Genomic DNA, 14,444 nt, shown 5'->3' with positions numbered 1-14,444 from the left:
CTAAGACATCGCAGAAATTAAGCCCTAAATTGAAAAGGAATTCAATCCTTTGTCCCCCTCCCATTACTGGTGATCACCTCTGGCTAGAATGCCGGAAGTTTGCTATCTTTCAATACATTAGCCATATAGAAGATGCAATCCACTCAAACCGCCACCCGCACTTGCCTGAACTGTTCTGCCCCGTATGAACAAGACCAGAGTTTTTGCCCTTCCTGCGGACAGAGCACCCATGTACATCGGCTAACGGTAGGGCACATCCTGCACGAATTCTTCCATGCCATTTTCCATACAGACACCAGCATCTTCGGGATTATCAAACACCTGATGGTAAGACCCGGCTACATTGCCAGGGCTTATGTAGACGGAAAGCGCAAGAGTCTGTACAACCCTTTCAACTTTCTGGTGGTGTTGGTAGCACTTTCCATCCTCATCATCAATCTCTCTGGGGTGGATGTGTTCCAGGCCCGGAACGGCAACCCGGTGGCCAACCTCATGACCAAGCACTTCAACCTGGTCATTTTCTTTACTGTGCCCCTCACCGCCTTGTACACCTCACTCCTTTTCAAAAAACAAGAAGTGAATTTTGCCGAGGCCGCCGTGCTCGCCTGCTATACGGCGGGTGAACGTACGGTCTTCTTCCTAGTGTTGGTCATTCCACTGATGAAGTTCTTCCCTGAACACCACTTGGCCATTATCTGGTCATATCTCTGGCTGTATGCCCTTTACTTTGCCATGGCCTGTGTGCAATTCACCGGGCAGCGAACGGTTCTGGGTTTCTTCAAAGGCATTCTGCCCACCATCTTTCTGCAGATTACTCTGTATCTACTTATTTTCCTGAGCATTTACCTGTACCACGTACTCAAATAAAGATTAACAGGCCTTTTTCTGAAAAGCAGTTCTAACCAGACCAAATTGCTCCAGATTTAAATTCATGAGAAGGTAAGCGGGTACTCTTCCACGATGGTATAAATGGGGTGTGGTGAAGCCAGTTGTGATTGCCAGAGGGCGAAAGAAGACACCGGGTACAAAACATCTTCAGGAGGGGTGACAAGGGGCAGGTCTCTTGGCACGACGCCCTCTTTCCGAAAACGGCAAAGCGTCACGTGCGGAATGAACTTCTCTTGTTTGGGTGGCGCGGGGGCCAGCGCCTGTGTAAGGTCCTGGCTCAGTTTTGAAAATGCCTCGTTTTGCGAAAAACGGGCCCAAATCAGGCGGGGTGAGCGCGGCTTGGGGCCTGGCTCCAATTGCTCTAAATGCAAAGTGAACGGTGCATGCCGCTGGGCTACCTGGGCCAGGGTCTGCCGGATGTAGGTATCTTCCGTGGTGGGAACGTTCCCGATGAAGTAAAGGGTCAGGTGCAGGTTCTCCTCCGGTACTGCCCTAATGTTTGGGTCTTCGTAAGCCTGCCGGGCCTGCATCAGGTAAGATTTGACTTCTGCCGGCAACTTGGCAGCCACAAATAATCTGATTTGGTCTTTCATGGACATAGGCGCTGGATTCTTTAGGTAAACTTTCCCCCTTTACGTTTCCAGGTAGAATTTCAGCCAGAATATTTTAGGTGGAAAGAAGCGGCTTTCATGACATGGTAGGGCTGGTTTACTTTAAGAGTGCAAATTAAGGCCAACAGAATAAGCCAATTTTTCTACGGTATCTTCCTGCAGATTCATTGTCATTACACCAAGTTCAGTTTACTTATAAAACCGCCTTCTTTTTATCTTCTACCATAAACCACCTTGATTGTAGGGAAAACAGTTTTGGCGATGGCGCATGCACCGCACCTTTCTTTTATTACAGTTTTGTTCAACTGAAATAAAATATCACTCCAATATAAATTTTTGAGATAACCCCACCCTGGATTTTATCCTGATGGTATTTATTTCCTGGCATAACAGCATTATTCCTGAAACTTAAAATTAATTTAATTATATGTTTTGTTATTAAAATCCAATACAATGTAGCTGTCGTAGATTTTAAAGTATAGCTTACTGAGTAGTAGGCGATTACCCATCACCAAACATATAAAGCTTATGAAAATCTTTACCGGATTCACACCAAAGATTTTGGTAACTGTCCTGGCTATTGCCGGGTTGTTTATCATCGGGGTGAACAGCAACTACCTGGAATCCTCCAGCCACCGGGAGGCGCCCATCATTGCGAACGACCCCCTCGCCGACAACACCGACGTGTACGCATTCCGGAGCCCTACGAACCCGGAGAACATGGTGATCATCGCCAACTTCATCCCTTTCCAGTTGCCACACGGCGGACCCAACTATTATAATTTCGGGGAGGATATCGCCTATGACATCCACATAAAAAACAACGCCAGAACAACCAGAGACGACATTATCTACCGGTTTGAGTTCAAGAAAACGAACGAAGACCCAACCACCTTCTTTAAGATAAGATTGGGCAAGGAAAACCAGAAAGCCACCTATACGGTGAAGAAAAGCCTTGACGGCGGTTCCACCTGGGAAACCGTGCTGGGCATGGGAAAAGTGGCACCCTACAACGTAGGGCCGCGCTCTATTGAAGGCGCCGTGGGGCTCAACTCCAATTATGACGCCCTCATGAGAGCCTCCATCATGAAATTGTCTGACGACTCTAAGGTTTTCTGTGGCCCCATTGATGATCCTTTCTTTGTAGACCCGGGTGGGATATTTGACCTGGGAAACATCCGAGCGCAGGCTGCCCCAGACGGTCTGGCCAAACTGAACGTGCACACTATCGCTATGGAGATCCCCTCCTACCGGTTGTCTGACTACAAAAGAAGCGTGAACCGGGCTTTCAATATCCTAGACCAAAGATTTGTGATTGGAGTGTGGGCCTCGGCCAGCCGCCGACAGATGACGGTAAGAAACACCAACGGTACCGTGACCAGCTCCGGCGATTACGTACAGGTTTCCCGCCTGGGTATGCCGCTGACGAACGAGGTGATCATCCCTATCGGGCGGAAAGACGAGTGGAACGCCACGCCGGCCACCATGGAGAACGGCAAGTATGATGAGTACTTCGTAAACCCAGAGTTGGCCCTGTATATGGATGACTCTAAATTCGGGGGCGCGGTGCCGGGGCTGGCCCCGCTCAGAATCCAGACGAATTCCCTGGGTTCTTTTGACTTCCGGAACGGAAAACCTGGCCTTTATCCTTTACTAGGTAACCCGGCCACCAAAGGCACCGCCCTGGACACCAAGCTATACGGCAACTACCTCTTAAGACCCAACGCTCCCCGCTCCGTGGATTTGCTGCCTATCTTCATGACAGGCGTACCAAACCTGGCGCCTTACCAGTTGGCCACCGGCAAAGGAGGCAATCCGCTGGCCAAAGGCAAACCGTTCATCAACAACTTCCTGCCTACCTTCGGCGATATGCTGCGGGTGAACATGGCCGTGCCTGCCACGCCGCGTAACTCACCGGACTTCAGCAGCCTGGGCTTGGTACAGGCCGCCGTGCTGGGATTAACCGATCCAAGGTTCAATACAAGCACCAAGCTTGAGTTTATCCCTAACATGGACGGTTTCCCTAACGGTCGCCGCCTGGAGGATGACGTGACCCGCATTGAGTTGCAGGCCGTGAGCGGGATAGTACTGGCTGCCATTGGTTTGTGGTACGATGACTACACCCCAGGTGGAAGCCCACTCACGCCAAATCTGTTGAGCGTGTATAACTTCACCACGGGCGTAGAGCAAAACGACAAGCCGTTCCAGGCCATGTTCCCGTACGTGGCCAAACCTTGGGATGGCTTCTCAGACGGCCACATCGCCATTAACTGCGACCTGAACGGAAACCCCATGCCTGGTTCCCTGAACACCCAGAACCTGGGCAGCCTGAACCTGGGGGCACCGGAAATCCTGCTGCAAAAGGTAGAGAACTTCCCTAACCCCGCCCGTGATGCGACCACGTTCCGCTACAAAATAGGGCAACCCGGCACCGTGAGTCTCCAGATTTACAATGAGTCTGGCGTGCTGGTGGCATCACCCATGAGAAACGAGCAGAAGGCTGTGGGTATCCATGAAACCGTGGTAGACCTGAAAGGCCTGAAAAACGGGCTGTACTTCGCCCGCATCCAGACCGGCGAGAACACCTTCCAAACCGTTAAGTTCATCGTGAATAAGTAATCTGTAGGTCAAAGACCGGTGCCTGGTGCACCGGTCTTTATTTCCGTTTTCCCATCGTTTTACCTAAATCGGCATGAAAAAAGTCTACCTATATAACGCAATACTGGCAACCGTCTTTGTAGTGGCCTTCGGCTTTACCCATTGGAACAGGAATAAGCCGGAGCCAGCCATTCCGCAGCTTAAGGAACGGCACGGGCCTATCTCCACCTCCAGCGAATGGCTGAACACTAAAGCCGCCATTAATGGTCTGCAGCGCAAGTTGCGTGAGAAACCCAATGACTACCGCAGCAAACTGCTTCTGGCCTTGGCTTACATGCAGGAGGCGCGCGTCACCGGAGACCACCCCTACTACTTTCCGGCCGCGCTGGAGCTGGTAGACAATATCCTGGACGCGGAACCCGCCGACCAGGTGTTAATCTATGAGACCACTGTGGCCAAAGCCTCTATCCAGCTCTCGCTCCACCAGTTTGAAAAAGCCCTGGAAACCGGCAAGGCAGCCGTGGCCATGAACCCGCGGGGAGCAGCGGTGTATGGGGTGCTCTGTGACGCCAACGTGGAGTTGGGCAACTACGAAGAAGCCATCCGGATGGCCGACCAGATGACTTCCCTCCGCCCTGACCTTAAATCCTATTCCCGCATTTCTTACCTCAGGGAGATCCACGGGGACCTGCCCGGCGCCATTGAAGCTATGCAAGCCGCTGTAAAAGCCGGATTTCCGGGCCTGGAGCAAACCGCCTGGAGCCAGGTAACCCTGGGCAGCCTGTATGAGAAAACCGGCGACCTGGTTCAAGCCGAGTACTACTACCAACGCGCCCTGGCTGAATACAACCAGTATGCCTTTGCCCTAGGTGGTTTGGGCCGCATCGCGGTGAAAAGAGGCCAGAAACAGGAAGCCCTGAAATTATTTACCCAAGCCGCCAACACCCTGCCGGAGTTCTCCTTCCAGGAAGAATTGGTGCGACTTTACCAAAAACAGGGCGAAAACGCCAAAGCCAAGGCTAGGCTCAAAGAATTGCTGGAGGGCATGGAAGAAGACCAGGAGGCCGGACACAACGTGGACCTGGAACTGGCCAATATCTACCTGGAACTGCAGAAAGATTACCCCAGAGCCCTGAAGTATGCCCTGAAAGAATACGAACGGCGGCCTAATAACATTGACGTGAACAAGACGCTGGCCAATATCTACTACCACCAGCAGAATTACGCCAAAGCGGCCGCGCATATCCAGAAAGCGACCCGCACCCAGAGCCAGAACGCTGAACTGCTTTGCCTCCATGGCCTGATTGATTACCGTCTGGGCAAACTGGCAGCCGGACAGAACAAAATCAAAAAATCCTTCACCATTAACCCGTACCAAACTTCCGCCCTTAGCTTTGAAGGCAAAAGTCTCTTAGGTTCTTCTATCTCCAAATTATAAGAACCATCTTATGAAAAAGCTTTGGTTGCTCCTGCTGCTTTGCCTGCATCTGGTAGAGATGGCGCACGGCCATGAGGTGTCCATCAAGGGGGTGGTGTACAGCAAAGGCACCAACACGCCCCTGGAGGGCGCTGTGGTTTCCATTCACCTGCTGGAAAAGATTTCCATAACTGACCGATTTGGAAAATATGCCTTTCACAACCTCAAAGAGGGCCAGTATGAGTTGCGGGTTTCTTACCTGGGTTTTCTGCAGGAGGTGAAAACCGTGTCGGTGAGCAAGGGAATTCCGGTTACATTGACCTCGCATCTGGAGACCAGCAACCTGGAACTGCAGGAAGTCTCCGTGACGGCCAGACGCGAAAACCCGCTGCACCTGATCAGCGCGGTAGATGCACAGTTGCGGCCTATCCAGAACGCCCAGGAGATGCTGCGCATGATTCCGGGATTGGTAATTGCCCAGCACGCGGGCGGCGGCAAGGCCGAACAGATTTTCCTGCGCGGCTTTGACATAGACCACGGCACCGACATCAGTTTAACCGCCGACGGTGTTCCCGTGAACATGGTCTCGCACGCGCACGGCCAGGGGTATTCTGATCTGCACTTCCTCATTCCTGAGACCATTGAAACCGTGGATTTCGGGAAAGGACCTTACAACGCGGAACGGGGAAACTTTGCCACGGCCGGCTACACTGATTTTAAGACAAAGACTGCACTGGACAAAAACCTGCTTAAACTGGAAGCAGGCCGGTTTGATACTTACCGGGCAGTGGGCATGGTGAACCTCTTAGGACCGGCCGCCCGCAGCAGGCAGCAGAACGCCTACCTGGCAACGGAATACCTGTTCAGCAACGGCTATTTTGATTCGCCGCAGGGGCTAAACCGTTTCAATGCGCTGGGTCGCTTCCAGGGCCTTTTCGGGAACAACATGCTGTTACAGGCCTCCTTAGCGGCGTTCCGGAGCAACTGGGATGCCTCGGGCCAGATACCAGAAAGGGCCGTAGCGGATGGCAACATCAGCCGGTTTGGGGCCATTGATGATACTGAAGGTGGCTACACCTCACGCTACAGCGCCAACGTCAGTTTGGACAAAACTTTTGAAAACGGGGCCATTTTCCGGAACCAGGCCTACGCCGTTGATTACAGCTTTGAACTGTACTCCAACTTCACCTTTTTCCTGAACGACCCCGAGAACGGCGACCAGATCCGGCAGAAGGAAAACCGCCAGATCTACGGCTACCGGGGCAGCTATGAACAGAACCAGACGTTCCTGGGTTTGCCGCTGCGCCACAAAATGGGCATCGGGTTCCGGTACGATGACATCCATGATACGGAGCTGTCCCGTACCAAAAACCGGAACACCACCTTAACGCAGGTGCAGCTAGGCGACATAGACGAGCTGAACGCCTTTGCCTACCTGGACGAAACCTGGGAGTTGTCCTCCCGCTTCACCGTGAACGCCGCCCTGCGCGCCGACCGCCTGTTTTTCACCTACCACGATGCCTTAGCCGGAGAAGGCGCCCCAGCCCGGCAGAAAAATGCCCAGACCCGCCTGAGCCCCAAGCTGAATTTTTCTTACGCTCTATCGCCTGTGCTGCAGGTGTACCTGAACTCCGGACTGGGCTACCACTCCAATGACACCCGCGTCTCAGCGGGGACCAGCGGCCGGGAAGCTTTGCCCGCGGCGCGGGGTTCTGATCTGGGCTTTACCTTTAAACCCGGAAACCGCTGGCTCGTGAATACGGCCTTCTGGTTCCTGGACCTGGACCAGGAATTGGTGTACGTGGGCGATGAAGGCGTAGTGGAACCCTCGGGCAAATCGCGCCGGGTGGGGATTGACGTATCGGTGCGGGGGCAGTTGTCTAACTCGCTTTACCTGGATACTGATGTGAACTTTGCCCGGCCCCGCGCCCGTGAAGAAGCACGAGGCCAGAGCTACATTCCCCTGGCGCCCACGTTCACCAGCACCGGTGGCCTGAGCTACCAGGGCAGCAAAAGCCTGCGGGGAAGCCTGCGTTACCGGTTCCTGGCCGACCGCGCCGCCAATGAAGACTACAGCCTCACCGCCAAGGGGTACTTTCTGCTGGACGCCGTGGTAAGCTATACCCACAAAAACCTGGAGTTTAAACTCAGCGGCGAAAACCTGCTCAACAGCAACTGGAAAGAAGCCCAATTTGAAACCGAGTCCAGGTTAGCGCATGAAGTAGACCCTGTTTCTGAGATCCATTTCACCCCCGGCACCCCGTTTTTCGTCAAGTTTGGAGTGGCGTACACCTTCGGTCAATAGCCCTATCCTCATTTACGATTCAGAGCCATTTTCCCGGAAATGGCTCTGAATCGCATTCTTCCTGGTTTCAGGTCAACGCCTCTCTCCTTCTGCCACTCAATCCAATGTAAACTCTGAAACTGCTGATGGCCAGGCTTTGGAAGAAGGATCATCCTTAATCAAGCCTATCTCTTTGGATGAAGCACAATCCTAACTACTGGCTTTCTCTGCCGTAGAAAGAGAATCCTTTCAGGAAAACACATCTTAAACCGACCAGAACCATGGAACAGGAAATTAAAAATAACCAGGATCCCAATCCAACTCAAGGCAAAAAAAGCGAGGCAGATCCGCATGCCACCTATCAACCAGACTCAGAGGAACTAAGAAACAGCGCCTCTTCGTCTACTTACGATGCGGGTTCATCTGGCAACACCGGCCATGAGGGATTCCTCTCCCGCCAGGACGAAGATGATCTGAAAAGCCGCACCAACGAGCCTGAGAACAGATAAGCCACTGTAGTAGATGGCTACTCTATGAAGTACCTAATTGACCCCAGGAGCAGCTCATGCCCCAGCGGTGAATTAGGTACTTTCTTTTTAGGCCTCCTTTGTTTGGGTATATCCGCTTTCCTGAGTGAAACCAGTACGGGTGAGCGGTTCATCCGTAAAAACTCTACCTTACCGCGGAAAATAAATTGTTTTTAGCCTCAAAATCATAAAACGATCCTAAAACACTAAAGAACCACAGCATGAACATAGGAATTTCTGCCGCTACCGGCCAGTTGGGTCGCATTGTGGTAAGCAAACTCAAAGCCAAAGGAACAGAGCACAACATAGTGGCGCTGGTACGCAATCCGCAGAAAGCGTCTGACCTGGGCGTGGAAACCCGGGAAGCCGATTACAGCAAACCAGAAACCCTGGAGGCCGCTCTGCCCGCCATTGACACGCTGCTGCTCATCTCGTCCAGCGAGGTAGGGCAACGCGCTACCCAGCACCAGAACGTGATTGCCGCCGCTAAAAAAGCGGGCGTAAAACACATTGTGTACACCAGCCTGCTGCACGCCGATACCTCCTCGCTGAGTCTGGCCGAGGAGCACCTGGCCACCGAGGCTGCCCTGAAGGACTCGGGCATCCCGTACACCCTGCTGCGCAACGGTTGGTACACCGAGAATTATACCGGCTCCATTGGCGGAGCCTTGGCCGGAGGCGCGTTCATTGGCAGTGCCGGCGAAGGCAGAATCTCAGGCGCTACCCGCGAAGATTACGCCGAAGCCGCCGTGGCCGTATTGACCTCCAGCGGGCACGAAGGCAAAGTCTACGAACTGGCCGGCGACGAAGCGTTCACCTTACAGGATCTGGCCGCCGAGATCTCCCGCCAGACCGGCAAAGACATTCCCTACAAAAACTTACCGGAAGCCGACTACACCGCCGCGCTCGCCAGTTTTGGCGTACCAGAATTTTTCGCCCACGCCATTGCCGGCTGGGATGTATCTGCTTCTTCCGGCGACCTGTTCGATGACAGCCACCAACTCTCTGGCTTAATAGGCCAGCCAACCACTCCCCTTTCCAAGGCGGTATCGCAGGCCATACAGTGAGCTTAACCTGTTTTAAGTTTCTTTTTCTGGAAATTGCCCTAAAACAGAAAAGCCTGCCCTAACTAATTAGGACAGGCTTTTCTGTATAAGTTGGCGGCTGGTTACTTGATGGCCACTGGTACTTCCAGGTTCTCCCACAGCAGCGAGAAACCTTTGTTGTTGATGGCGTACTTCAGGCTTTCATTCATCTGGGCAGACTTCTTAGGCTTCACGTTCACGGTGAGCACGTTGTTAGCCGGATCAAAGTTGGCGCCTTCGCGGTTGGTGCCCCACTGGCCGGTCTGAGAGTTGAAGATGATTTGCCATTGTGCCTCTCCGGGTACCATGAACACGCTGTACTTGCCTGCCTTCAGGGTTTTGCCCTCTACGGTGATGTCTTTGTCGGTGGTGAAGGTAGTGGCCTCATTGGCTCCTGCTCTCCAGGCTTTGCCATACGGCACCAGACCACCCCAAATGGTACGGCCTTTCACCGATGGGCTGCTGTAAGCAATGGTAATGTTAGCGGCCCCTACTTTTCCGGTTGCCGTTTGCGCCGGGCTGGCTTTTGGCTTAGGAGCATCCTGAGCAAACACCGAAGTGGTCAAGGTGAGCAGAAAAAGGACTGCCACGAGTAAGATGTTGTTTTTTGGAGTGTTCATAAGAAGTTCAAATTTGTTTATAGTGTTAAATATATAAAAAGCCATGGAAGCATCGCTCCCATGGCTTTACTTTTTAAGTACTAATCTAAAGCTTAATCCCGGTTATACAACTTGGTCCATTCCCGCAGCTGATCCTCAGTTTGCTTGTTGATCTGGCCGGGTATCAGGCGCCACCCCCAATTGCCTTCACCTTTGCCTGGGGTGTTCATGCGGCCCACCTCGTCAATACCTAGCACGTCTTGCAGCGGCAGGATGGCCGTTTTAGCTACCGAGGCGTAGGCCAGGCGGGCGAAAACCCACCAGATATCGTCTTCGCTCAGTTCGCGGCCCACGTAGTGCTCAATCTGCTGGTGGTACTCCTTGCCTTCGTTGCGGTACCAGCCCAGGGTGGTGTTGTTGTCGTGGGTACCGGTGTAGGCGATGAAGTTGCGGGCGTAGTTGTGCGGCATGTAGGCGTTCTGCGGCATCTCGTCACCCCACGCGAATTGCAGGATCTTCATGCCCGGCAGGTTGAAATCATCGCGCAGTTTCAGCACCAGGTCGTTGATCTCGCCCAGGTCCTCGGCAATGAACGGCAGGCTGCCCAGCTCTTTCTGCACAAAGGTGAAGAAATCGGCACCCGGTCCCAGTTTCCACTCGCCTTGCTTAGCCGTGGTTTCCCCGGCGGGCACTTCCCAGAAATCGGCGAAGGCCCGGAAGTGATCCAGCCGCACCAGGTCAAACAGCTCCATGTTCTTGCGCAAACGCCCTATCCACCAGGCGTAGTCCTGCTCTTTGAGTACCTCCCACTTGAAGACCGGCATACCCCAGAGCTGCCCGTCTTCTGAGAAATCATCTGGTGGTACGCCCGCCACGCCCGTCATCTGGCCTTCCTCGTCAATGGCGAAGATCTCGCGGTTGCCCCACACGTCTACGCTGTCATAGCTGATGTAGAACGGCATGTCGCCAAACATCTGGATGCCGCGGTTGTTGCAGTATGTGCGCAGGCGCTTCCATTGTTTGTTGAAGATGAACTGCACCCACTTAATCTTGTCTACCGCATCGGCGTTGTCCTGGGCCAGTTTCTCCAGCGCGGCAGGGTCGCGTTGCTTGTATTCCTCGGCCCACTGGAACCAGGCACTGCCGCCGTTCTGCTCTTTCAGGAGCACGTACAGAGCGAAGTCATGGAGCCAGCTGGCCTCGGTGCCGCAATAGTCAATGAACTGCTGCTGCAGCGTAGGGAAATCGCCGGACTTGAAGGTCTGCCAGGCTTGCTCCAGCAGCTCGTCTTTCACGCGCTGGGCCTGCACATAGTCCACGTTGCCCGTTTGCGGCAAGTGGTGTTGGCTCAGGTCTGCCTCGTTCAGCAAGCCTTCTTTGGCCAGCAATACCGGACTGATGAGCAATGGATTACCCGCCCGGCTGGAGATGGAGCTGTACGGCGAGTAGCCCTGCCCGGCCTCTATGGGGTTGAGCGGCAACAACTGCCAGTACTTCTGGTTGCTGGCCTGCAGGAAATCGGCGAATTTACGCGCCTCCGGTCCCATGTCGCCAATCCCGAACGCTGAGGGCAGCGAGGTGATGTGCAGCAGGATACCCGCGCCGCGCTCGTTCTGCGCCTGCAGTTTGAGCAAGGCCAGCGGGAAAATACCGAACAGATCGGCCACGCTAAGTTCATGCGCGTAGTTGCCGTTGTTTTTGATGAAGGTGTCCTGCCAGTCTTTGGGCGCGTCTTCCGGAATAATCACCTTGGTGTCTTTCCAGTCAATGTCCTGCAGAGTTTCTACGCCTTGCTTTTTGGCCAGCGCCGCCAGGTGCAACGGCACCGCCACCACGTACCAGGTACGCAAGTGCTGCCGCGCGAAGGCCAGCACGTGGTCTTTGTATTCGCCCTCCACGGCCAGCGGCAGGTATTTGCCCTTGGCGAAAAGATCGGCGTTGTTCTTACGCTCGGTGAAGAGCGTACGGGTAAGCCACAGCTTGATGCGGGCATCATAGCGGTTCTCCCAGAGGTCTTCCCAAAGGGCTTCCAGGCGGCGAAGATCGGTGCTGTCCAGGTCTTCTAGCCAGGCCTGGCGCTTTTCGTAGTCTACCGGGCGGCGGTTGTCTGGGTCTACCAAGCTGAAGTCCCACAGCTCGGTGCCCTGGTACACATCCGGGATGCCCGGTGCGGTGAACTTGAGCAGCACCTGGCTCAGGGAATTGACAATGCCGAAGTCGGTGGTTTTAGTTCTGAATTTCTCAAAACTGGCCCAAAACGGACGGCTCTTGTCCAGCAGGTTTACGGCGAAAGCCTTGGTTGCGGCTTCGTATTCCTCGTTGGGCGTGGTCCAGTTGGAATTGACCTTGGCTTCGCGCAGGGCTTTCTGCAGATACTCCTGCACGCGGTTCTCAAAGTCATCTTCGTCCTGGCCCGGCATGGGGTACGCGCCCAGCAAGGTCTGGTAGATAAGGTATTCATCGTTCACGGTAGGGGCGTCGTTCTGCTTCAGGTCGGCGTTAAGTTCGCGCCATTCCTGCACGGCGGAGGTCCATTCCTCGGCCAGTTCGGTGAGCACGTTCAGGCGGGCGCGCACGTCTTCGCCGCGCTTGGTGTCATGGGTAGAGGTTCCGTTCATAGACAGCGGCCAGTTGGCCTGACGGTCCTGCATGATCTGGTGGAACTCCTCTGCGCTGGTGCCGAACGCCTCCGGTGAATCTCCCACCTCATTGTGCCCGATGAAGCGGTTGTAGGTGTACATAATGGTGTCTTCCACCCCTTTGGCCATGAGCGGACCGCTGAACTGCATGAGGCGCTGGTAGAATTTCTGTGCGCGCTCCAGGTAGGTATCATCTTCGCCTTCGGGGGCAGCGCCCAGCAAAGCTCTTTCCAGCAGCTCCACGGCCCCTACCATTTCTGGTTTACTTTCCCTGATTTGGTTGAAGATCAGCTGTACGGCCTCGGCTTCTTCGCCGTCCAGCGGCATCTGGTTTCCGTAGTAGCGGTACACCGGGCACTGGATCAGGAACTCGCCTATTGCGTTTTTAAGGGTTTCCGGCTCCACGCTGCTCAGGACCTCATCGTCTACCAGGCGCTGCTCCAGGAAGTACCTGTACAGGTTCTCGCGCTCACCGCGCATGTTCTCGTTCAGGATATAGGCTTTCTTCTCATGGATCTGCTCCTGCACCTCGGCCCCCTCGCCTACCAGTTGGTGGTACAGCTGGTCAAAGGCTTCCTGACCGGGTTTGTAAGTAAACAGGTTGTTCACGAACGAAAGGAAATCATAGCCGGTGTTTCCCTGGATGGGCCACTGCTTAGGCATGGGTTCACCCGGCTCCAGGATCTTCTCTACCGCAATGTAGGTTTCCTCGCCGGCCAGCTCGCGCAGTTGCCGCAGGTACCCGGTAGGGTCATACAGACCGTCTACGTGGTCAATGCGCAAGCCCTGGAACACGCCTTCGTCCTGCAGTTGCTTGATGTACTGGTGGTAGGTGGTGAAAACGTCGGGGTCCTGGATGTTGAGGCAGATGAGCCCGTTCACCGTAAAGAACCGCCGGAAGTTGATCTGGTAATCGGTTTCCTGCCAGTGGCAGAGCTGGTACACCTGTTCTTCGGCCAACTGCTGAACGCGCTCCGGTTTATCATTAATACCCTGCAAGCTTGCCTCTACCGATGCCTGCACCACTTCGTTCTTCATCAGAGACACCAATTGCTGGCGGAACTCCTCCCACTTCAAAGCCAGGCTAACCGGCTCTTCGGTCTGGTGGATCTGCTCCAGTTTATCCAGCAACTGCGAGATGGCCTGGTTAGGCTCGCCTTCTCCGCGCAGAATGGTCTCATAGGATTTCAGGTTCAGCGGATAGGCGCTGTCATAGTACTTGAGCACCAGCCGCTGCTGCGCCTCGTCAAAGGCTACCTTCAGCTCACCGTTTTGGATCACTTCCTCCAGCTTGCCGCCTAGGAACGGCACCATCACGCGCCCGTTGTACACTGAGCTGGTCCAGCCGATGTCAAAGAATTTATGGTACTGGCTTAACGGGCCTTTCTCCAGCACATCCATGAGCCAGGGATTGTTGGGATGATAGGCCATATGATTCGGCACGATGTCCTGCAGCCAACTCACCCCTTGCTCTTTCAGGGCCCCGGCCACCGTCTTTAGCTCTTCCTCAGTCCCGATCTCGGGGTTGATGCGGTGCGGATTCACCCCATCATACCCGTGGGTACTGCCCGGAGTAGCCTCAAAAATGGGCGAAGCATAGATGGTGCTTACCCCCAGCTTCTGCAGATATGGTATAATGCGCTCAAAGTCCTGAAAGGTGAACTCCTTATGAAACTGCAAGCGATATGTCGCGACAGGGTTATGCATAGGTTCTCTATTTGAAAATTTGGAAATGGGGAGATCTGGAAATTTCTCACACCGAATGGCATTCACGACTGAATGGCCTTTGTTGATCT

General features: G+C 54.1%; 9 protein-coding genes. 6 read left to right on the top strand and 3 right to left on the bottom strand.

Going from position 1 to position 14,444, the window contains the following annotated elements; genetic code table 11:
* Positions 1–132: 132 nt before the first annotated feature.
* Positions 133–867: a DUF3667 domain-containing protein gene (locus tag J3P35_RS11945; protein ID WP_210464823.1), complete on the top strand. Its 735-nt coding sequence runs from the start codon at positions 133–135 to the stop codon at positions 865–867.
* A gap of 62 nt (positions 868–929) precedes the next feature.
* Here the strand turns inward: J3P35_RS11945 and thpR are convergent, their stop codons facing one another.
* Positions 930–1,481 carry an RNA 2',3'-cyclic phosphodiesterase gene (gene thpR, locus J3P35_RS11940; protein WP_210464822.1) on the bottom strand — a complete coding sequence of 184 codons (552 nt, stop codon included), beginning with the start codon at positions 1,479–1,481 and terminating at the stop codon, positions 930–932.
* Positions 1,482–2,027: 546 nt separating this feature from the next.
* Between thpR and J3P35_RS11935 the strand changes: the two genes are divergently transcribed.
* The 5 genes from J3P35_RS11935 to J3P35_RS11915 all read left to right on the top strand — a co-directional run bounded on the left by J3P35_RS11935 (position 2,028) and on the right by J3P35_RS11915 (position 9,392).
* Positions 2,028–4,118 (top strand): DUF4331 family protein, encoded by a 2,091-nt coding sequence (locus tag J3P35_RS11935; protein ID WP_210464821.1) that lies wholly within the window; start codon positions 2,028–2,030, stop codon positions 4,116–4,118.
* Between the two features lie 73 nt (positions 4,119–4,191).
* Entirely contained in the window at positions 4,192–5,535 is a 1,344-nt protein-coding gene (locus J3P35_RS11930; RefSeq protein WP_210464820.1) for a tetratricopeptide repeat protein, read from the top strand.
* Positions 5,536–5,545: 10 nt separating this feature from the next.
* Positions 5,546–7,819: a TonB-dependent receptor gene (locus tag J3P35_RS11925; protein ID WP_210464819.1), complete on the top strand. Its 2,274-nt coding sequence runs from the start codon at positions 5,546–5,548 to the stop codon at positions 7,817–7,819.
* Positions 7,820–8,079: 260 nt separating this feature from the next.
* Positions 8,080–8,307: a hypothetical protein gene (locus J3P35_RS11920; protein ID WP_210464818.1), complete on the top strand. Its 228-nt coding sequence runs from the start codon at positions 8,080–8,082 to the stop codon at positions 8,305–8,307.
* A gap of 239 nt (positions 8,308–8,546) precedes the next feature.
* Positions 8,547–9,392, top strand: a complete 846-nt coding sequence (locus J3P35_RS11915; protein WP_210464817.1) for an SDR family oxidoreductase — start codon at positions 8,547–8,549, stop codon at positions 9,390–9,392.
* Positions 9,393–9,493: 101 nt separating this feature from the next.
* On the opposite strand, the gene J3P35_RS11910 is transcribed toward J3P35_RS11915, so the two are convergent.
* Together J3P35_RS11910 and treY are read right to left on the bottom strand one after the other, a co-directional pair.
* Positions 9,494–10,030 carry a DUF2911 domain-containing protein gene (locus tag J3P35_RS11910; protein ID WP_210464816.1) on the bottom strand — a complete coding sequence of 179 codons (537 nt, stop codon included), beginning with the start codon at positions 10,028–10,030 and terminating at the stop codon, positions 9,494–9,496.
* A gap of 92 nt (positions 10,031–10,122) precedes the next feature.
* Positions 10,123–14,355, bottom strand: a complete 4,233-nt coding sequence (gene treY / locus J3P35_RS11905) for a malto-oligosyltrehalose synthase (protein WP_210464815.1) — start codon at positions 14,353–14,355, stop codon at positions 10,123–10,125.
* Positions 14,356–14,444: the final 89 nt, after the last annotated feature.

Origin of the sequence: Rufibacter roseolus (assembly GCF_017916365.1) — a bacterium.
Taxonomy (GTDB): Bacteria; Bacteroidota; Bacteroidia; order Cytophagales; family Hymenobacteraceae; genus Nibribacter; species Nibribacter roseolus.
Note: the sequence above shows the minus strand (reverse complement) of the source record. Positions and strands in the feature narration are given on the sequence as shown.